We start from the raw sequence: 19544 nt of genomic DNA, 5'->3' as shown, positions 1-19544 counted from the left end.
ACTCCTTTATCGGTACCGCTCGGCGAGACGTTTTCGATGCGCGGCGGGCGAACCGAACAGCGACCGGTTCAGCAGCGCGCGTTTGAGATAGACGTGAATACCGCTCTCCCACGTGTAGCCGATGCCGCCGTGCAGCTGCATGGCCTTGCCAGCGATGTCGACAGCAGCGGCGCACGTGTATGCCTTCGCCATCGACGCCGCGGTGCTCGCGTCGTGGTCATCGTCGGCAATCGCGTCCACTGCGGCCCGAACAAGTTGGCGGGCAACCAAAATCCGCACGAACATGTCCGCGCAGGCATGCTTGACGGCTTGGAACGAGCCGATCGGCCGGCCGAACTGATGCCGGACAGAGGCGTAGGACACCGTCGCGGCGAGCATCGCCTCGCTGACGCCGAGGCTGTCGGCGGCGATCGCGGCCGAGGCGCGGTCATACAGCCTGCGGATCTGCAGCGCCGGATCTCCGTCGAATGTCTGCACGGCCGATGCGTCGACAGTGATGTCGGCCTGCACGGCGGACAGCCGACGGGTCTCGTCGAGAACAGGCTGCGGCGTCACCGACAATCCGTCGGCGGCAACATCGACGACCACGGGGCCGTCAGCGGCATCGGCTAGCAGCAGGAGACGGTCGGCGCCGTCGGCGTCCGGTACGAATGTGGCTGAGCCTGTGAGGTGCAGGGCCAAATCGATTCTGAAAGGCGCAGAGGCGTAAGGGCTCTCACCATCCGTCGATAGCACCGCTGCAGTACGCCTGGCGCCGGTCGCGATGTCGGTGAGCAATTGATTTCGGGCCGCATCTGCGCGCAGTGCGTTGAGTGTGCCGACGGAGAGGACGGCGCCTGAAAGATACGCGGTGGTTGACGCGGCGCGGCCCATCTCCTCGGCGATGATCGCGACCTCGCCGAAGCTCGCGCCAGCGCCGCCGAGGTCCTCACCTACCTCGAGCCCGGCCCATCCGGCGTCTGCGATCTGTTGCCAGTCAGCATCTCCGACCCTCTCTGCTCCTCGCGTGCGCGGGGCGAGCAGATCCCTTGCCACCGAACGCAATTCGGAGTGGAATTCCGTGAAATCGCTCATCAGACTGCGCTCGGCTCTCTGGGCAACCCGAGTCCGCGTTCCGCGATGATGGTGCGTTGGATCTCGCTCGCGCCTCCGGGGATGGTCCATTCCCACGAGCCGATGAAGTCAAGCACCGTCGAGCCGGATTCCCATCCGCTGGACACGGGTTTGGCGAGCTCCGTATTCGCCGCAAGCCCGGCAACCTCAGCACCGAAATCCGTCATGCGCTGCAGCAATTCGCTGTAGTAGAGCTTCACGACCGAAGCGTCGGCCGGACCCAAGGATCCTGATTCGTGGGCCTCGACCACATCGCGGCACATCCCCCGCAGCCCGGTGATCTCGATGTCGAACTGCGCCAGCCGGTCGGCCACGACGGGATCGTCGAGCGGGCACGTGTCCAGAAGCCGGCGGAAGCCCGCGTGGCCGAGCCGCTCTGCGAGTTCCAGCATCGTCATGCCCCGCTCGGCCCCCAGGGTGGCTTGCGCCACCTGCCATCCCGCGTTCTCCTCGCCGACAAGGTTCGCCGACGGAATCACGACGTCGTTGAGGAAGATCTCGCAGAAATGCGATTCGCCGACGGCGTTGCGTATGGGCCGCACCTCGACGCCCGGAGTGGACATGTCCAGCAGAAAATACGAGATGCCCTTGCGTTTGGGCGCATCCGGGTCGGTCCGGGCGAGAAGCAGGCACCAATCGGCGTGCATGCCGCCGCTCGCCCACAGCTTCTGGCCGTTCACCACATAGGAGTCACTGTTCCTGCGCGCTGACGTGCGCAGGCTGGCGAGGTCGGAGCCGGCTTCCGGTTCGGAGAAGCCCTGAACCCAGATCTCGCCGTCGAGAATCGCGGGAAGGTGGCGGCGGCGCTGCGCGTCGGTGCCCGCGGCGAGCAACGTCGATGCGGCATGGTGGATTCCGACGAACGCCAGCACGAGCCGGGGAGCGTCGTGGGCCGCGAGTTCCTGATACAACACGATCTGCTCGGCTACGGACATCCGCCCTTCTGCTCCTCGCGTCCGCAACCGCCCTTCTGCTCCTCGCGTCCGCAGTCCCCCGCCCCACTCCCCCGGCCAATGCGGCACCGCGTATCCCGCACTGTGGAGTTCGGCGAACCACTCCTTCTGGAACCGGACGAATTCCTCGTCGCTGACTCCGGTTTGGGCCGCGCGCCAGTCACGGGGAATGTGCTCGGCGCACCAGTCACGAACCTGCCGCCGGAACTGAGCTTGGGCGCGGCTCACGCGTAGAGGCCCTTCAGGCCCCGACGGCCGACGCGAGACGTCAGAACGTCCCGGGTGGCAGAAAGTCCCATCGGTAGCCGCCGCAGCGGCTGGCTGTACCGCGACAGCCATGACAGCGTCGTCTCGTCGCAGAACCCGACGGCCCCGTGCAACTGGTGACAGACCCGGAAGACGACTTCGGCGGCCTCGATCGCGGCGAGCCTGGCGGCCAGCGCGTCGTCGAGCGCGTCGTCAGATCCGTTCGCGGTGCTCCAGAGTGCGTATTTGGCCAGGATATCCAGCCCGCTGCGCTCGACCTCGGCGTCGGTCAACTGGAACTGGACACTCTGGAACGACGAGAGCGGCTGGCCGAACTGCTTGCGCAGCTTGACGTGCGCGATGGTGAGTTCGATGGCACGGTCCAGCATTCCGAGCAGCGTCCAGCACGGGAGAAGCAACCCGAGCGCGACGTCGCCGGCGCCGTTCTCATCGACCGCCGACAGTTTGAGCGTGGTGACGAATGCCGGCCCCCCAGCTCCGTGGCCTGTCACCGTGCTTCGCTGGCCGTCCAGTGTGACTGCAGCCCAATGGCTTTGGAGACTCCCTAGAGACGCTTCCGGCGTTTCGGGTACAACGACGACAAGTCCGTCGACGTCGATGTCGGTTGGCCGCGCCAGCCGCTCGGCCACGGGATACGGCAGCGCCCAGTAACCCGCGCTGCGGCACAGCGCCGCGGCCGCTTCCGCCGAGTCGGGGTCGGCACGGGGGTCGAGTTCGGCCGCACCCAGCGCATCGAGCACCGGCCCGACAAGCGATTCGCGGCCGTCGGGTTTGGCCTCTGCCTGTTGGACCAGCTGGTCGCCACCGGCGGCCTCGAAAGCGCGAAGTGCTTCCCGCCCGTACTCTTTGGCTTCGTCGCCCAGGTCGAGGATCATTTGGCATCCGCCAGCATTGCCCGGGACAGCAACATCCTTTGCACTTCGATGCTGCCCGACGCCACAGTGGACGCCTGCGAGTAGCGCCAGTGGTCCTCGACCTCTGCGCGGAAGTACTTCGACGCCTCGTCGGCACGCGGCACCGAAGCGATGATCTCCATCAGGACCTCCGCGCTGTCCTGGTCGAGCTTGGTGACCGCGATCCGGTATGCCGCAGCGTCGCCGGGCTGGATCCGCCCGCTGCTCTGCAGCGAGACCACGCGGTAAGCAAGGAGGCGCGCACGGCGGCAGTGGGTCAGCATGCGCGCCCACCGGCCACGCAGCTCAGCGGGCAGCTCGTCCCACCGGTCGCCCAGCACGTTCGGCGCCGCGGCCAGCAGTCGCTCGCAGCGGGCGTAGCGGGCGATGCCGACCCGCTCGAAGGACATCACGTCCTGCACGATCGACCACCCGCCGTCGACCGGGCCCAGGACGTCGGCGTCGGTGACTCTCAGGTCGTCGAAGAACACCTCGTTGAGGTGGTGCGGTCCCAGCATCGCCCGGATCGGGCGGACCTGGATCGCGGGGTTGTCCATCGGGACGAGGAAGATCGTCAAGCCCTGTTGTTTCTTCTCTCCCTTGGATGTTCGGGCCAACAGGAAACACCACTGCGCCATCGTGGCGTACGACGTCCAGATCTTCTGGCCGTTCACCCGCCATCCGTCGCCGTCGCGGCGGGCACTGGTCCGCAGCGACGCGAGGTCTGAGCCTGCTTCGGGTTCGGAGAAGCCCTGGCACCAGATCACCTCGCCCGCCGCGATGGGCGGCAGGTGCTGGCGCTGCTGCTCGGGTGTGCCGTGGCGCATGATGATCGGCCCGACCCAGTTGACTCCCATGTACTGCGCCCCGCGTGGCTCGTGATGCGCCCACATCTCCTCGCGCACCACGGTCTGCTCCCACACCGAGGCGTCCTTGCCGCCGAACTCCTCCGGCCAGGACATGGCTAGCAGGCCCTGGTCGGCCAGCGTGCGGCAGAACCGCTGCGCTGCTTCCAGATCGGCGGGGTCGTCGGTAAACGCGCCCAGAAAAGTTTCCGGCACATGAGTTTTCACAAGTTCACGAAGGCTGCTGCGAAGTTGTGTCGCGTCGGCGCCCATGTCAAAGTCCACAGTCCACCCCTGCCTCCTTGAGCACCTCGACCGTGTCTGCACCGAGTTCGGGTGCGGGCCCGGCAACCCGACCCGGGGTACGCGAAAACCACGTCGGCACACCGGGAAACCGCACCGGACCATGCGGGGTCTGAACGGTCTCGAACAGCCCCACCGCGTTCAGATGCGGATGATCGAAAAGTGCGTCGGGTGTGTTAATGGGCGCGGCGGGAATCTCGAGTTCGCTGAACAGCTCGAGCCATTCATCGGTGGTGCGCTCACGCAACGTCTCTGCCACCAGGCCGTACACGGTGTCGATCTCGCGTGCGCGCAGCTCGAGCGTCGAGTACAGGTCGCTGGCCCACGGCGGCCGCACCGCGTCGATGAACGCGTTCCAGTGCTTGTCGTTGTAGATCAGCGCGGCGATGTGACCGTCCTTGGTGCGGTAGGGCTTTCGATTGGGAGCCACCGTGCGCGGGTACACCGCGGGGCCGAGCGGCGGATCGAACATCGCACCGTTGGCGTGCTCGACAAGCATGAATGTCGCCATCGTCTCGAACATGCTGACCTCGACTTCCTGTCCCTCCCCGGTGCGTTCGCGGTGGAACAACGCCATCATCGTGGCGTACAGGGCGGTCAGGCCGGTCACCTTGTCGGCCATGATGGTGCCGACATAGTTCGCTTCGCCGGTGAGTTGCTCTTGGACTGCGGGCAGGCCGCACTCGGCCTGGATCGTGTCGTCGTATGCCGGCCTGTCGCGGTCTGGCCCGCGCCTGCCGTAGCCGTAGCAGTTGGTGTAGACGACCGCCGGGTTGATCGCGGCGACGTCGTCGTAGGAGAAGCCGAGCTTGGTGACGGCCTTGGACCGCATCGAGTGGATGAACACGTCGGCGTCCTTGAGGAGTTCGCGCAGCGCGAACTTGCCTTCGTCGGTGCGCAGATCCAGAACGATGCTGCGCTTGCCGCGGTTCACGTTGACGAACACGCCACTCATGCCGGGCGCCGGCCCCACGGAGATGTAACGCGTGTTGTCTCCTTCTGGCGGCTCGACTTTGATCACGTCGGCGCCCATGTCGGCCATGATCTGGGTGCAGTACGGCCCCATCACCATCGCCGTCAGGTCGATGACGCGAACGCCGAGCAGCGGCCCAGTGCTAGTCATGATGCGAACTCGCCATCGCAAAGCTGTATCCGATGTGCTCGGCATGACCATTCGGAACCACCGGCAGCACAAAGGGATCCGCCATGTCGCGGATGGCCGTCAGATTGTCGTCAACATCTTCGATCGACCAGGACGGGCGGTAGACCCCGGGAGTCTCGGCGACGGCCACCCGCGCCATCCTTCCGGCGATCGCGGTGAAGATCTCGCCTGTCACCGAACAGGATTCGTGCGCGAGCCAGCCCACCGCGGGTGCCACGAGTTCAGGGCCCATCGGCGGGTAGGCCGACGTGTCAAGCCCGGCCGCCATCCGCGTGACGGCACCAGGCACGATCACGTTGCACTTGACCCCCTCCGAAGCACCCTCAAGCGCAACAACATTGGACAGGCCGATCACGCCCGCCTTGGCGGCCGCGTAATTGGCGACATCGTGATTGCCGTACAGACCGCCGATCGACGACGTCAGCACGATCCGGCCGTAGCCGGCGTCGCACATCGCCGGAAACGCCGGCCTGACAACGTGGAAAGCGCCGCGGAGGTGGACGTCGAGCACGGCGTCGAAGTCGTCGTAGGTCATCTCCTTCAGGGACGCGCGACGGACGTTGCCGGCGTTGTGGATCAGGATGTCGATCCGGCCGTAATGCTCGAGCGCGGAGCCGACGATCGCCCGGCCACCCTCTGCGGTCGCGACGGATTCGGTGCACGCCACCGCCTCGCCGCCCTCAGCGGTGATCGCCGCCACCACCTCCGCAGCGGGCCCAGCGTCGCTACCGTCACCGGCCAGCGTGCCACCCGAGTCGTTCACAACGACCTTCGCGCCCCGCGAGGCCAGCAATTCCGCGTAGGCGCGCCCCAATCCACGACCGGCGCCCGTCACGACCGCGACACGGCCGCCGAATCGAAGCTCGGCCGTCATGTGCCCAACTCCAGGCCCTCCAGATCGCCTTTGGCACGCCACTGCTTCAGTAAGTCATCGAATTCATAGAAGCCGGGCGAATAAAAGTCGCCGAGGAACGCGCCGGTTTTGCGTTCTCCACCACCGCGCCCCTCGTTGTTGTAATAACCAGGGGTGCAGGAGAGTTCGAATGCGGAGTTGTCGATCGCGAGCTCCCGGATGGTGTTCACCCAGTTGTCCTGACCCTCTTGACTTGGCTCCACGGTCGTTGCGCCTCGCTTCTGCGCTTCCGCAATGAGGTAGGCGATGTGCTCGGCCTGTTGCTCGAACATCGCGGTGGTGTTGGCCGAAACCGCACCCTGGATGAAGCCAGTGAAGAACTGGTTGGGGAAACCGCGACTGGTGATCCCGTGCAGGGTCTTGTAGCTGTCCTTCCAGTGATCGAAAAGCGATACACCGTCGCGACCCTCGATGATGTCGATAGCGTATCGTCGGCTCATTTCGGTGGAGATTTCGAAACCACTGGCGAAGATGACGCAGTCGACCTCGTACTCAACGCCGTTGGCGATGATGCCATTTTCTGTCAGCCTTTCGACGCCCTTGGACTCCGCCACGTCGATCAGCGTGACGTTCGGACGATTGAAGGTCGGCAGATATTCGTCGCTGCTGCACGGACGCTTGCACATGAACCGGTAGTAGGGTTTGAGCGTCTCGGCGATTGCGGGATCGCCGACGACGTCGCCGATGCGGCGCCGCAGCCGCTCCATGATCTTGAAATCTTCCTCTTCCCGAATCGCCATGATCTGCTCGATGCCAATCGATGCAGGATCGTCGGTGGCCGCGATCCGTGCGGTCATGTTGCGTCCCAGTTCGGTCCAGAAGTCGCAAACCAGATCCGGCTCTCCGAAAACCACGCCCACAAACGGTGACCAATTGTGGAAGTTGCGCTTGCGCTCCTCCTGCCAACCTGGCTGCAGCGTCTTCGCCCATTCCGGATCGGTCAGGGTGTTCCCGCGCTCGTCGACGGACGACGGCGTGCGCTGGAACACGTAGAGGTGCTTGGCATCTCGGCCCAAGTGCGGCACGAGTTGAACGCCCGTCGCGCCCGTCCCGATGAGCGCCACCCGCTTGTCGGCCAACTTGTGCAGATCACCGCCCGCGTTACCGCCGGTGTAGTCGTAGTCCCAACGAGCCGAGTGGAACGTATGACCCTTGAAGTCCTTGATCCCGGGGATGCCTGGCAGCTTTGGGCGGTTGTAGGAACCTTGCGCCATCACCACGAAGCGGGCGCGGATGTCGTCGCCGCGGTTGGTGCTGATTCGCCAGCGTTGAAGTGAGTCCTCCCAGCGCAGGTCGCGCACCTGCGTCGAGAAGATCGCTCCGTCGTAGAGCCCGAAGTGCTTTCCGATCCGCTTGCAGTGCTCGAAGATCTCAGCGCCGTCGGCGAACTTCTTCGACGGCACGATGTTCAGCTCGTCGAGCATCGGGATGTAGCAGTAGGCATCGTTGTCGCATTGGATTCCGGGGAAGCGGTTCCAATACCAGACCCCGCCGAAGTCGCCTGCCATCTCGATCACCCGGACGTCATCGACGCCAGCCTTCTTGAGATGCGCGCCGGCCAGCAGTCCGGTGATACCGCCGCCGAGGACGACCACGTTCACGTCTTCTGCGATCGGATCTCGCGGCGCCACCGGCGTGTACGGGTCAGATTCGTAGAAGTCGGCGAAGTCACCCTTCAGCTCCAGGTACTGATTCGCCCCGTCCGCGCGCAAGCGCTTGTCGCGCTCATGCAGATACTTTTCCTGCAGCGCCTCGATGTCGATGTCGTCCGGGGTCTGCGTCGGCCCGCAGGTGTCGAACATCGTCATCGCAGCTCCTCTGGCTCGCCTGTGCCCATGTACTTCGACAGCTGGTAGTGAAGATTGACCGTGCTGCGCTCGCGGTACGGATTAGGCCTGGTGCCCCGGAAGCCAAGGGATTTCATGCCCTGTTGCACCGCGGCCATGTTCGAGAAGTCCTGCGGCAGCACCGACAGCCACCGGGGGTCGCCCACCGGGGTGTACTGCCATTCAGTCTGCGGCTCTTGGCCTTTCGGGAAAAGCTCGAACACCGCGACCTCGAAGATGCACTTGTCCGGGTTGTAGCTGGGGTCGGGGCGGGCGCTGTAGCACAGCGCGCTGGTGAGGCCCTGGCCCACCTGGAAGTTCGGGAAGATCTGCCATGCAGTGCCGCTCTGGCCCAGGATGTCGGCCGGGATCGTCGGCCAGCGCACCCCGCGGGCCTCGTCGTCGCGGCGTGCGGACGACAGCCAGTGCTCGAGAACCTTGTCCGCCGGTGTGCCCTCGGGTAATTCGTCGACGAGTCGCTTCGCGGCGTTCACCAGCGTCTGCGTCGTGGTGGCGTTGGTCTCCTCCATCGTGTACACCTGCATCTCCGCTGTCGAGATGCGCGGATCGCCTGTGCCGAGGCGGATCTTGCTCTTCGTCTCCTCCAGGTCCGCGGGCGCGTCGTAACCGATGTTGCTGTGTCTGCCTTGAGCTTTCGCCCATCCTTTGAACTCGCCGAACTTGTTGAACTCCGGATGCGTGGTGAAGACGTGATAGGTCTCGTTGAAGGCCTCCATCGCGACCTTCCAGTTGCAGTCGAAGTTCAGCCACTTGCGCCACTTGTAACGCATGTTCTCCAGGCCGAACGGGTCGAGGATCTTGGCGGCGGGAAAGAGATAGTCCTGCAGTGACTCGCAGTCGGGGTCCATGTTGATCCACAGCCAGCCGCCCCAGGTGTCCACCTTCACCGGCGCGAGATGGGTGAGGTCGGGTGTCAACACGCCCTTCCAGTCGTCCTGCTCGCGGATGTGGGTGCACGCGCCATCCAGCCCGTAAGTCCAGCCGTGGAAACCGCACACGAACGACTTTCGCGTTCTGCCGCAAGCGTTCTTGGCACCCTGCGGGGTGTTGATCAGCCGGCGGCCCCGGTGCATGCACACGTTGTGGTGGGCCGCGAACTCGTGGGGCCCGGTGCGCACCACGATGATCGAGTCGTCGAGAATGTCATGCGTCAGATAGCTGCCGACCTCGGGCACTTCCTCGACCCGGCCGACCTGCTGCCACACTTTGCGCCACAGCCTGTCACGCTCGGCGCGTGCATAGTCTTCGGAGATGTATGCGTCCACCCCGATGGTCATCGGCTCCGAAAGTTCCTCTGCTGCAGAGGTTTCTGTGCCTTTCAATTCAGTCACTACTGCTCCTTGATCGCCGCGCGGAAGGATTCGTCTTTGAGGAACAACGAGGTGTTGTCCGCGGCAAGGTGGCTCCATTTCAGGCTCAGACCGCCATCGACGAGCAGCGTCTGGCCGGTGATGTAGGTCGACAGGTCCGACAGCAGGAAAAGTATTGCGCCGGCCTGTTCCTCGGGCCGCCCGCGCCTGCCCATCGCGATGGCCTGGCGGTCCCGGTCGGGGTCCTCGTCGACGTATGTGCGCGACGCAGCCGTCTCGGTGACGCCCGGGGCGACGGCATTGACGCGGATGCCGTCCAGCGCCAATTCCACTGCCATCGTTCGGGTCATCGCGGCGACGGCGGCCTTCGCCGTGCCGTAGGCGACGTGAAACGGCGCGGTGTTCATGCCGCTGATCGACGAGACCGAGACGATGGACCCGGGCAGTTTGCGCGCGCGCAATTCCGCCGCGATCGCCTGGCTCATGAAGAACGCAGTCTCGAGGTTGGCCGTGAACAGCTGCCGCCAGTCCGACCGGTTCACCCGCGTCGCCGGCATCCACGTCTGCGGGGCTGCCCCGCCCGCGATGTTGACGAGCCCGTACAGGTTGCCGTCCGTGCGTCGCACCTCATCCATTACCGCGGCGATGCCCTCGTCGGTCGATGCGTCGGCTGCGACCGGGATCACCGACAACCCCTGCTGCGCCAACGGGGCCACGTGCTCGTCGAGGTTCTCCTTCGACCGGCTCACCGCGACCACCGTCGCGCCGGCGCCGGCGGCCATGCTCGTCACCGTCGTGCCGATACCGCCGCCACCGGCGCCGGATACGACGACGACGCGGCCATCCAGCGTCAGGACATCGTTCATGATTTGTCCGGACAAGACGTGCAGCTCTGCATATTGCAGAACACTATTCCGCAGCCATTATCGCCGCGTCAAGACAGTCTGGAGGTCGATCAGCCCCTATTGTCTGGACTAGCAGCAGTTGATAACGTCGGTTGCCATGTCGGCGCAAGGCAACCGGTATCCAGCCGCGAATCCCCCCAATGTCGCCGACGGCTGGCGATTCGAGCGCGTCACGCCCCCGAGCCGGCTCTTCGGCGCCAACGGTTTGCGGACGGGCCCTGACGGACGGATCTATGTAGCGCAGGTGAGTGGCAGCCAGATCAGCGCCGTGGACCTGGCCACGGGCGAGGTCCAGGCGGTGAGCCCGAAAGGTGGCGACATCGTCGCTCCCGATGATGTCGCGTTCGGACCGGACGGCACCCTGTACGCCACCGAAGTGATGGACGCCCGGGTCAGTGCGCTCGACGCCCGCGGCCGCACCCAAGTGTTGCGCGACGACATCCCGTTGGCGAATGGCATCACGGTTCATCAGGGCCGCTTGTTCGTCGGCGAATTCCGTGAGGGCGGGCGCCTGCTCGAGCTCGACCTCAATGGCGGCGAGCCGAGGGTGTTGCTGGAGGACGTCCCGTCACCGAATGCCATCGAGGTCGGTCCTGACGGCATGCTCTATTTCCCGGTGATGGGTGCCAACGAGATCTGGCGCGTCGGACTCGACGGCGCGGACGCGAGGAGCAAGAAAGGCGGTGCGACGGCACAAACGGTCGCCGCCGACCTGGGTGGGCCGACGGCGGTCAAGTTCGACTCCGACGGCTTCATCGTTTCGACACAGGTGGCCAGCGGACAGGTGTTGCGCATCGATCCTCGCAACGGGCAACGGACCGTCCTCGCGGCCCTTACCCCGGGACTGGACAACCTCACGTTCGCCGGCGACCGCGTCTACGTCTCGAACTTCACAGGCGAAATCACCGAGATCTCGCACAGCGGCGAGGCACGTTCGCTGATTCCTGGCGGGTTCAACTGGCCGCTGGATCTCGCGATCGGCGAAGACGGCCAGCTGTACATCGCCGACGGCCCCTATTTCTACGTACTGGCTGCCGACGGCACGCTGGACACCGTCGCGATGCTGTTCTCCCCCGGCTATCCGGGGTACCTGCGCGGGCTCGCGTCGTCCGGCCCCGGCGAGTTCGTCGCGACGACGTCGAGCGGAGACGTGTCACGGTATCGGCCGGCCGCGAGCGAAACTGAAGTGCTGGCAGACGGATTCGACCAGCTCTACGGGATTGCGATCGGCCCGGCGGGCATCGTGTTCGCCGAACTCGGCACCGGCCGGGTGCATTCGTTGCGGTCGGGAAACCGCGAGACGCTGGCGTCTGGACTGCAGGACCCCGTGGGCGTCGCGTTCGAACCCGACGGGCACGTGCTCGTCGCAGAGTCGGGCGGCGGGCGGGTGGCCCGAGTGACGAGTTCTGGGACCGAAACGGTGGTCGCCGAATTGCACCGGCCGCAAGGCATTCTCGTGCTCAACGGCAGGCTCTACATCGTCGACGCCGGCGCCAGGGAGGTGGTCGAGGCCGACCTGATCACCGGTACCCGCAGAACGATCGCGTCCGGATTGCCAATCGGTCCGCCGCCTGGGGTGGTAGCCAAACCGCTCAAGGGGCTGCCGCCGTTCTCTGGGCCACAGGGCCCGTTCGCGGGCATCACTGCCGGGCCCGACGGCACGCTATTCGTCTCGGCCGACGGCGATGGCAGCATCGTGGCATTGAGGCGCACGTGACGCGGCAGCGAGAAGCGAAGCGGATCGGCCCATGACACTGTCGCCGGTGGAGCACCGCTACCTGCAGGTGGCGCGGACGCTGCGCAAGGAGATCGTCGACGGCGTGTATCCGGTGGGTTCGCAGCTGCCCACCGAGCACGAGCTCTGCGAGCGATTCGCGGTCAGCCGCTACACCGTTCGCGAGGCGCTGCGCCGCCTGCGTGAGGACAACCTCGTGGCGTCACGGCCTCGTGCAGGCACGCTGGTCGTACCGCGCACGGCGGCAAGTTCGTATGCCCAGGATGTGATGACGATCAACGACCTGCTCGCGTTCGCCGCGGGCGCCCAGTTCTCGATCGAATCCAACGCAATGGTGACGATCGACGAAAACCTCTCCGGCCGAACCGGGTTGCCGGTCAGCACGCAGTGGCTTGCGGTGCGGGGCTATCGACGGGCCGACGGCGCGTCGGTGCCGGTCTGCCAGACCGAGTACTACATCAACCGTGCCTTCGCCGCGGTCGGGCGGCTCCTGCAGCGACACACCGGCCCCATCTTCCCGCTGATCGAGGACCTTTTCGGCGTCAGCGTCGTCGAGGTGCATCAGCAGATCGCGGCAGTGGTGATCACGCCCGAGCTGGCCGAACGCCTGAGCATCGATGCCGGAACCGCGGCCTTGGAGATGCAGCGCACCTACACCACGTCCGACGGCGAGATCGCCCAGGTGACGATCAACACGCACCCGTCGTCCCGATTCCGGCACTCGATGACGATGCGCCGGGTGAAGGGCTAGGTGCGCCGTGAGGGCCGGCGCCACAATGGCCGACGCGCTGCACGAGGCCGCTGACACCACTCCGCACCGAACGGTGTTGGTGGACGGCGATATTCGCCTCGACTGTGCCGGCCTGCGCGACCAGTCGACGGTGCTCGCGCACCAGATGGCAGTGCGCATGCCCACGGGCAGCGTCGTGTCGTTCATGCTGCCGAACTGGTATGAGGCTGCGGTGGTCTACCTCGCTGCCACCCTGGCCGGGATAGTCGTGAACCCGATCCTGCCGTCCCTGCGCGACAACGAACTGCGGTTCATCATCTCCGATGCCCAGAGCCGAATGGTCTTCGTGCCGCATCGATTCGGCGGTCACGACTACGCAGCGATGCTGGCGCGGCTGGATATCGACTCGCCACCGGAAACTGTAGTGGTCCGCGGCGAGGCGCTAGCCGGCCAGCTCAGCTACGAAAAGCTGTTGGAGGACTCCCCGGGCCCCGTCGATCTGCCGACGCTGGACCCAGATGCGGTCCGCATGGTGCTCTACACTTCGGGGACCACCGGTCGTGCGAAAGGCGTTCTGCATAGCCACAATTCAATTCACGCACTGATTCGCCAGATTCGAGACCATTGGTCCATCGATCCGGGCGACCGGTTCCTGGTCCCATCGCCGATCGCCCATATCGGCGGATCGATCTATGCCTTCGAATGCCCGCTGCTGCTCGGTACGACCGCGGTGCTGATGGACCGCTGGAACGCCGACACCGCGGTCACGTTGATGCAGCGCGAGCACACCAGCCACATGGCGGGAGCAACCCCGTTCCTCTCGCAGTTGCTCGACGCGGCCGAACGCGCCGGCACCCGCCTGCCCGATCTCAAGGTGTTCATCTGCGGCGGAGCCTCGGTGTCGCCGTCGTTGATCCGCAGCGCGGCTTCGTATTTCGAAAACGCTGTCGTCAGCCGCGTGTATGGGTCGACGGAGGTGCCGGTGACCACTGTCGGCGCCATGCGTCGCGACGAAGCGGACTATGCCGCCGACACCGACGGGCGGCCGGGCATCGCCGATATCCGGCTCGTCGATCACCCGTCGGCGCCACCGGGATGCGGCGAGATCACCGCGCTGGGTCCCCAGATGCTGGTCGGCTACAGCCATCCCGAGGACAACGCCGCGGCCTTCGACGCCGACGGCTATTTCCGGACAGGCGATCTCGGTCGGTGGATCGACAATGAGTATCTCGTGGTGACGGGCCGCGCCAAGGACATCATCATCCGCAACGGCGAGAACATCTCGGCGAAGGAAATCGAAGACCTCTTGACCGGCCACCCGGGCATCGCGGAGGTGGCGATCGTCGGACTGCCCGACGATCGCACCGGGGAGCGGGCGTGCGCGGTCATAGTCGGTGCGGCCGATCCTGAGCCCGACGTCGCCGCCTTGGCTGCCTATCTCGAAGCACGCGGCATCGCGCGATTCAAACTGCCTGAGCAGGTTGCCATTTGGGACACGCTGCCCAAGAACGACGCGGGAAAGGTGCTCAAGCACCGCATCCGCGCAGCGCTCATCGAGCAAGGGACAAAAAGATGAAAGTAGCGATCGTGACGGGCGCCAGCAGCGGCATCGGGTTCGGGTGCGCGACCAAACTCGCGCAAGCCGGCATGGCGGTGGTCGGGACTGGTCGCGACGAGAGTCGCCTGGCGGAGCTCGAGCGCGCGGTCGGTGATCCGGAGCGCATCGCGACTGTCGCGGTGGACTTGACCGCCGACGACGCGCCTAAGCAGATCGTCGATCTCGCGGTCGAGCGTTGGGGTCACGTCGACTTCCTGATCAACAACGCGGGCGTGGGCAGTCCAAAGCCCTTGCACGAGACCGACGACGAGACGCTTGACTACTTCCTTGGCGTGATGCTGCGGGCCCCGTTTCGGCTGGCCCGCGACGTGATACCGCACATGCCACCCGGCTCGGCAATCATCAACGTGACGTCGACGTTCGCGGTGGTGGGCGGCCTTCGCGGCGGAGCATATTCCGCGGCCAAGGGCGGGATGACCGCGCTGACTACTCACATTGCCTGCCAGTACGGCCCGCAGGGCATCCGGTGCAATGCGGTGGCGCCGGGCGTGACGCTGACCCCGATGGTGGAAAAGCGCTTGCAGGATCCACGATTCCGCAAGATGAACCTTGAGATGACGCCGCATCAGCGGCTCGGCACGATCGAGGACATCGCGAGCACCGTCGCGTTCCTGTGTTCGGAGGGCGGCAGTTTCATCAACGGCCAGACAATCGTGGTCGACGGCGGATGGACGTCGACGAAGTACCTGTCGGACTTCGCGCTGGAATCGGAATGGGTCCCACGACAGTGAACCTGTTCTCCTTCGTCGACCAGGCGGCCTCGCGACACGGCGACCACGGCGCTGTCTACCTGGGCGAAAAACAACTGCACACGTGGAATGAACTGCGCGACCGGGCATTGCGCCTGGCGACCTCGATCCGGGAGGCCGCAGGCCCCGGTGCCCGGATCGCCATCGCCAGCGAGAACCGGCCCGAGATCGTCGAGCTGATGTTCGCGGTCTGGGCGGCGCAGTGCGTGGTGGTGCCCGTCAACTACAAGCTCCACGTGCGCGAAATGCAGCAGATTCTTGATGATTCAGGCGCCGCAATCGTGTTCACCTCGCCCAGGATCGCGGCCGAGCTCAGCCCCGTCACGCACGTCCCCGTCGAGATCGTCTCCAGCACAACATATTTGGGTAGAATCAGGGCTGATCCCGCTGTTGTGCCGCCCACCGACCCGGCGGCGCTGGCCTGGCTGTTCTACACCAGCGGAACCACGGGCCGCTCCAAGGGCGCGATGCTCTCGCATCGCAACCTGACGGCGATGACGGTCGCCCACCTCGCGGATTTCGACTCACCCGATGCGAACTGCAGTCTCGTTCACGGAGCTCCGATGTCGCACGGCTCCGGCCTGTACATCCCGCCCTATGTGCTGCGCGGCGCGCGGCAGGTGATCCCGGAGTCGGCCGCGTTCGAGGCGGACGAGTTCCTCGATCTGTGCGAACACCATCCTGGCTGCAGCAGCTTCCTCGCACCGACCATGGTGGCGCGCCTCGTGCAGACCGGCCGCCCGCGCCCGCGCAATCTGCGGACCGTGGTCTACGGCGGCGGTCCGATGTACGTCGACAGCCTGAAGAGGGCGATGACGGCGTTCGGACCGATCTTCACGCAGCTCTACGGACAGGGTGAGGCGCCGATGACGATCACGGGCCTTCGGCGCGTCGACCATCTGGACGCCGACGACGCCGTGCTGGGCTCTGTCGGTTATGCGCGCTCCGGGGTGGACGTCGCCGTGTTTCGCGCCGACGGCCAGCCCGCCGACGCCGACGAAATCGGCGAAATCGTCTGCCGCGGAGACGTTGTCATGTCCGGATATTGGAACAACCCCGAGGCGACCGCAAGCACGCTGAAGGACGGATGGCTCTACACCGGCGACATGGGGTCCTTCGATGCGCGCGGCTACCTGACGTTGCGGGATCGCAGCAAGGACGTGGTGATCAGCGGCGGCAGCAATATCTACCCCCGCGAGGTCGAAGAGGTGCTGATGGAGCACCCCGGCGTTTCCGAGGCAGCGGTCGTGGGTGCGCCGGACGAGGAGTGGGGCGAGATCGTCGTCGCGTTCGTCGTCGGCACCGCCGATCCTGCCGCACTCGACGGACACCTGCTCGAGCGCATCGCGCGGTTCAAGCGACCCAAGCGCTACGAGTTCATCGACGAATTGCCCAAGAACAGCTACGGCAAGGTACTCAAGCGCGAACTGCGGAACCGGTTGAGCTGATTACCGCGAAATCTGCACCAGGGTTGTTGATCTCGCGAAATCACGACCCTGGTGCAGATTTCGGCGCAACGCGGGTCCCCTACAGCCGCGACTCCACCTTGATCGAGGTGTCACTGGTGCGCAGCGGGCGGATCATCGCGTCCTGGGCGAACGAAGCGATGAGCTCGCCCTCCTCGGTGTGCACAGCACCGCGCACATACGACATGCCCGCACCGACCTGCGTGCTCTCGTGCGTGTACAGCAGCCACCCGTCCCAGCGCACCGGCTCGTGAAAACTCACCGAGATTGTCATCGGCGCCGTCGACACCGTCAGATGCGCCTGCGCGGTGCCGATGCCCTCGTGCGCGCGCATCGTCGTCGAAATGCCAAGGTGGCCAGTGAAATACGCGATCAATGCCTTGGCGAGCTCGTCGCGCGCCGGGATCGGGTCGTAGTGCAGCCATGCGTACAGCTCGGGCGGCCCCACCTCGTCGGGACTGTTCACGTCGACGACGTCGACGAGGCGCAGTTGACGGCCCGTCATCGGCATCTCGGAGACGTTCGCGTCAGCCGGCGCGGCGACCGACGGACGCGGCAGGTGGTGGCGGATCACGTCGTCCGACGGCACGTCGGTGAATACCGTCATCGCGATGCAGCGCCTGCCGCCCTGCTCGGCGGAGACGACCGCGGTCGCCGTGGACCGGCCTTCGTGGACGACGTCGATGACGAGCTCGACGGGTGCGCCGACCATGACGGCGCGGCTGAACACTGCGGATGCCGAGCGCACCGACTTCTCCGGAAATCGTTTGGCGACAGCGACAATCGCTTGCGCCAGCACCTGTGTGCCCTCGACCACCTGTCGCTCGTCCTGTCCGGCGAGACCGGTGGGAGCGGTGTAGCGGTCAGGTCCGTCGGCTTGCACGTCGAACAGGTCGAGCAGGCCGTCGACGGTCCATCCCGTCTGCGCTGAATCGGTTGCCACGGTGCAACACAGTACCTACCGCCCCACCAAAGCGGTAACGTCATTCTCATGGCGAAGGCAAGTGGGCGGTCCGCGACCTCGGGCGCCGCTGCCTCCGGCGATGGCGAGTCCCGCACCAGCCGGTTCATGAAGTCGGCCTTGGCGATCCTTGCTGAGACCGGGCGCACCGACTTCACGGTGCTGGAGGTCGTGGAACGCTCGAAGACCTCACTGAGGTCCTTCTACCAGCACTTCTCCACCAAGGACGAGCTGCTGCTGGCCCTGATCGACAAGATCATGGCCGAGTCGACGGACAGCTGGCGCGAGGAGACCGAGGGACTCCCCTCGCTGGACGCGCTACGGGTGCTGATCGACCGCATCTGTGCGCCCGCGGAATCCACGAAGCAGGACAGCATCAACCGCGGCCTGACCTACTACAACGATCACCTGGCCGAGTCGCTGCCCCGCGAATACGCACGCGTGCTGCTGCCGCTGCATCACCTCATCCAGGACATCCTCAAGCGCGGCATCGCGGCCAACGACATCCGTGCCGACCTCGGCGTCGACGCCACCGCAGCACTGATCATGCAGACCGTCCTCGGCGCGATGCGGCTTCGCGTGCTGGGTGTGGAACTGAACGGCGCCCCCATCGAGGCGGACCACATCTTCGAGTTCTGCACCCGCGGGTTGACCCCTTAAGCCTGCTGACCAGCGCATTGTTTTCGCTGGTCGGAGTGTGGTAACGTCATTACCACTTACCGCCCAATCAGACGTCAAGGAGGCGCACATGACAGCCCGCGAACTCCCCTATCCGGTGTTCGACGCCGACAACCACTTCTACGAGCCCAAAGAGGCGCTGACGAAGTTCCTGCCGGACCACCGCAAAAACGTCATCGACTACATCGAGGTCCGCGGCCGCACCAAGATCATGGTGCGCAACCAGGTCAGCGATTACATCCCGAACCCCACCTTCGAGGTCGTCGCCCGCCCGGGCGCCCAGGAGGAGTATTTCCGTCACGGCAGCGGCGGCAAGAGCTTCCGCGAGGTGATGGGCAAGCCCATGAAGGCGATCCCCGCGTTCCGAGAGCCCGCCGCGCGGCTCGAGGTCATGGACGGGCTCGGCCTGGACTACTCGTTGATGTTCCCGACCCTGGCCAGCCTGGTCGAAGAACGACTCAAAGACGATCCCGACCTGATCCTCGACATCGTTCACGCGCTGAACGAATGGATGTATGAGACGTGGCAGTTCGACTACGAGGGCCGCATCTTCTCCACGCCCGTCATCAATCTGGGCGTCGTCGACCGCGCCCTGGAAGAGCTCGAGTGGTGCCTGGAGCGCGGCGCCAAGACCGTTCTGGTCCGGCCCGCGCCGGTGCCCGGTCTGCGGGGCACCCGGTCGTTCGGCATGGAGGAGTTCGACCCGTTCTGGGACGCGTGCGTCAAGGCCAACCTCCCCGTGTCCATGCACGCCTCGGACAGCGGATACTCCGAGTACCTCAACGACTGGGAACCCGGCGACGAGTTCAAGCCATTCGCGCCGACCTCCTTCCGGATGGTGGCGATGGGCAAGCGGCCCATCGAGGACTCGATGGCAGCGCTGGTCTGCCACGGTGCGCTGACCCGCAACCCGGATCTGCGCATCCTGTCGATCGAGAACGGCGCGGATTGGGTGCCCTACCTGTTCAAGCAGTTCAAGAACGTCTACGGGAAGATGCCGCAGTCATTCCTGGAGGATCCGATCGAGGCCTTCCGCCGCTGCGTCTACGTCGCGCCGTTCTGGGAAGACGATTTCACCCAGATGGCGGGGCTATGC

Annotated in this window: 17 protein-coding genes; 7 read left to right on the top strand and 10 right to left on the bottom strand. The window is 65.5% G+C overall.

Annotated features, from left to right (window positions below):
* Nucleotides 1-6: 6 nt before the first annotated feature.
* The 9 genes from QOH60_RS27555 to QOH60_RS27515 are packed head-to-tail and all read right to left on the bottom strand — an operon-like array spanning nucleotide 7 to nucleotide 10472.
* Nucleotides 7-1074: an acyl-CoA dehydrogenase family protein gene (locus QOH60_RS27555; RefSeq protein ID WP_526425058.1), complete on the bottom strand. Its 1068-nt coding sequence runs from the start codon at nucleotides 1072-1074 to the stop codon at nucleotides 7-9.
* Nucleotides 1074-2294 carry an acyl-CoA dehydrogenase family protein gene (locus QOH60_RS27550; protein ID WP_526425057.1) on the bottom strand — a complete coding sequence of 407 codons (1221 nt, stop codon included), beginning with the start codon at nucleotides 2292-2294 and terminating at the stop codon, nucleotides 1074-1076. Before QOH60_RS27550 ends, QOH60_RS27555 begins: the two co-directional genes overlap by 1 nt.
* The gene (locus QOH60_RS27545) at nucleotides 2291-3208 is read right to left on the bottom strand and encodes an acyl-CoA dehydrogenase family protein (protein ID WP_526425056.1); all 918 of its coding nucleotides are present in this window, start codon (nucleotides 3206-3208) and stop codon (nucleotides 2291-2293) included. Before QOH60_RS27545 ends, QOH60_RS27550 begins: the two co-directional genes overlap by 4 nt.
* The gene (locus tag QOH60_RS27540; RefSeq protein WP_526425055.1) at nucleotides 3205-4356 is read right to left on the bottom strand and encodes an acyl-CoA dehydrogenase family protein; all 1152 of its coding nucleotides are present in this window, start codon (nucleotides 4354-4356) and stop codon (nucleotides 3205-3207) included. The genes QOH60_RS27545 and QOH60_RS27540 overlap by 4 nt, the downstream gene beginning before the upstream one ends.
* Complete coding sequence (locus QOH60_RS27535; protein WP_526425054.1) at nucleotides 4346-5497, bottom strand: CaiB/BaiF CoA transferase family protein; 1152 nt, start codon at nucleotides 5495-5497, stop codon at nucleotides 4346-4348. The genes QOH60_RS27540 and QOH60_RS27535 overlap by 11 nt, the downstream gene beginning before the upstream one ends.
* Nucleotides 5490-6410, bottom strand: coding sequence for an SDR family NAD(P)-dependent oxidoreductase (locus QOH60_RS27530; RefSeq protein ID WP_526425053.1), 921 nt, complete (start codon nucleotides 6408-6410; stop codon nucleotides 5490-5492). The genes QOH60_RS27535 and QOH60_RS27530 overlap by 8 nt, the downstream gene beginning before the upstream one ends.
* Nucleotides 6407-8257, bottom strand: a complete 1851-nt coding sequence (locus QOH60_RS27525; RefSeq protein ID WP_526425052.1) for a flavin-containing monooxygenase — start codon at nucleotides 8255-8257, stop codon at nucleotides 6407-6409. Before QOH60_RS27525 ends, QOH60_RS27530 begins: the two co-directional genes overlap by 4 nt.
* On the bottom strand, nucleotides 8254-9573 hold the full coding sequence (locus QOH60_RS27520) for an aromatic ring-hydroxylating oxygenase subunit alpha (protein WP_526425069.1): 1320 nt from the start codon (nucleotides 9571-9573) through the stop codon (nucleotides 8254-8256). Before QOH60_RS27520 ends, QOH60_RS27525 begins: the two co-directional genes overlap by 4 nt.
* 53 nt (nucleotides 9574-9626) lie before the next feature.
* Nucleotides 9627-10472 (bottom strand): SDR family NAD(P)-dependent oxidoreductase, encoded by an 846-nt coding sequence (locus QOH60_RS27515; RefSeq protein WP_526425051.1) that lies wholly within the window; start codon nucleotides 10470-10472, stop codon nucleotides 9627-9629.
* Nucleotides 10473-10608: 136 nt separating this feature from the next.
* Between QOH60_RS27515 and QOH60_RS27510 the strand changes: the two genes are divergently transcribed.
* Genes QOH60_RS27510 through QOH60_RS27490 form a run of 5 tightly spaced genes read left to right on the top strand, consistent with a single transcriptional unit; the run spans nucleotide 10609 to nucleotide 16791 of the window.
* Nucleotides 10609-12228 (top strand): SMP-30/gluconolactonase/LRE family protein, encoded by a 1620-nt coding sequence (locus QOH60_RS27510; protein WP_526425050.1) that lies wholly within the window; start codon nucleotides 10609-10611, stop codon nucleotides 12226-12228.
* 31 nt (nucleotides 12229-12259) lie between these two features.
* A complete protein-coding gene (locus QOH60_RS27505) occupies nucleotides 12260-12997 on the top strand; it encodes a GntR family transcriptional regulator (protein ID WP_526425049.1) in 738 nt (245 codons plus the stop codon).
* Between the two features lie 25 nt (nucleotides 12998-13022).
* A complete protein-coding gene (locus tag QOH60_RS27500; protein WP_526425068.1) occupies nucleotides 13023-14552 on the top strand; it encodes an AMP-binding protein in 1530 nt (509 codons plus the stop codon).
* Nucleotides 14549-15325 carry an SDR family NAD(P)-dependent oxidoreductase gene (locus QOH60_RS27495; protein ID WP_526425048.1) on the top strand — a complete coding sequence of 259 codons (777 nt, stop codon included), beginning with the start codon at nucleotides 14549-14551 and terminating at the stop codon, nucleotides 15323-15325. The genes QOH60_RS27500 and QOH60_RS27495 overlap by 4 nt, the downstream gene beginning before the upstream one ends.
* Complete coding sequence (locus QOH60_RS27490) at nucleotides 15322-16791, top strand: acyl-CoA synthetase (protein WP_526425067.1); 1470 nt, start codon at nucleotides 15322-15324, stop codon at nucleotides 16789-16791. The genes QOH60_RS27495 and QOH60_RS27490 overlap by 4 nt, the downstream gene beginning before the upstream one ends.
* A 79-nt stretch (nucleotides 16792-16870) precedes the next feature.
* On the opposite strand, the gene QOH60_RS27485 is transcribed toward QOH60_RS27490, so the two are convergent.
* Complete coding sequence (locus QOH60_RS27485; protein ID WP_526425047.1) at nucleotides 16871-17752, bottom strand: acyl-CoA thioesterase; 882 nt, start codon at nucleotides 17750-17752, stop codon at nucleotides 16871-16873.
* 48 nt (nucleotides 17753-17800) lie between these two features.
* Here QOH60_RS27485 and QOH60_RS27480 point away from each other — a divergent pair, with 48 nt between their 5' ends.
* Together QOH60_RS27480 and QOH60_RS27475 are read left to right on the top strand one after the other, a co-directional pair.
* Nucleotides 17801-18430 carry a TetR/AcrR family transcriptional regulator gene (locus QOH60_RS27480; RefSeq protein WP_526425046.1) on the top strand — a complete coding sequence of 210 codons (630 nt, stop codon included), beginning with the start codon at nucleotides 17801-17803 and terminating at the stop codon, nucleotides 18428-18430.
* Nucleotides 18431-18518: 88 nt separating this feature from the next.
* Nucleotides 18519-19544: amidohydrolase family protein (locus tag QOH60_RS27475; protein ID WP_526425045.1), on the top strand; the 1026-nt coding region annotated here is incomplete at its 3' end.

Origin of the sequence: Mycobacterium sp., from assembly GCF_032159765.1 — a bacterium.
In the GTDB taxonomy this organism is placed as follows: domain Bacteria; phylum Actinomycetota; class Actinomycetes; order Mycobacteriales; family Mycobacteriaceae; genus Mycobacterium.
This window is presented reverse-complemented; position numbering and strand designations above follow the sequence as displayed.

Coding starts and splice junctions, on each gene's coding strand:
- QOH60_RS27515 (WP_526425051.1), bottom strand. CDS start 10,472: ATGAACGATGTCCTGACGCTGGATGGCCGCGTCGTCGTCGTATCCGGC.
- QOH60_RS27520 (WP_526425069.1), bottom strand. CDS start 9,573: ATGACCATCGGGGTGGACGCATACATCTCCGAAGACTATGCACGCGCC.
- QOH60_RS27555 (WP_526425058.1), bottom strand. CDS start 1,074: ATGAGCGATTTCACGGAATTCCACTCCGAATTGCGTTCGGTGGCAAGG.
- QOH60_RS27505 (WP_526425049.1), top strand. CDS start 12,260: ATGACACTGTCGCCGGTGGAGCACCGCTACCTGCAGGTGGCGCGGACG.
- QOH60_RS27495 (WP_526425048.1), top strand. CDS start 14,549: ATGAAAGTAGCGATCGTGACGGGCGCCAGCAGCGGCATCGGGTTCGGG.
- QOH60_RS27510 (WP_526425050.1), top strand. CDS start 10,609: ATGTCGGCGCAAGGCAACCGGTATCCAGCCGCGAATCCCCCCAATGTC.
- QOH60_RS27535 (WP_526425054.1), bottom strand. CDS start 5,497: ATGACTAGCACTGGGCCGCTGCTCGGCGTTCGCGTCATCGACCTGACG.
- QOH60_RS27500 (WP_526425068.1), top strand. CDS start 13,023: ATGGCCGACGCGCTGCACGAGGCCGCTGACACCACTCCGCACCGAACG.
- QOH60_RS27530 (WP_526425053.1), bottom strand. CDS start 6,410: ATGACGGCCGAGCTTCGATTCGGCGGCCGTGTCGCGGTCGTGACGGGC.
- QOH60_RS27545 (WP_526425056.1), bottom strand. CDS start 3,208: ATGATCCTCGACCTGGGCGACGAAGCCAAAGAGTACGGGCGGGAAGCA.
- QOH60_RS27525 (WP_526425052.1), bottom strand. CDS start 8,257: ATGACGATGTTCGACACCTGCGGGCCGACGCAGACCCCGGACGACATC.
- QOH60_RS27480 (WP_526425046.1), top strand. CDS start 17,801: ATGGCGAAGGCAAGTGGGCGGTCCGCGACCTCGGGCGCCGCTGCCTCC.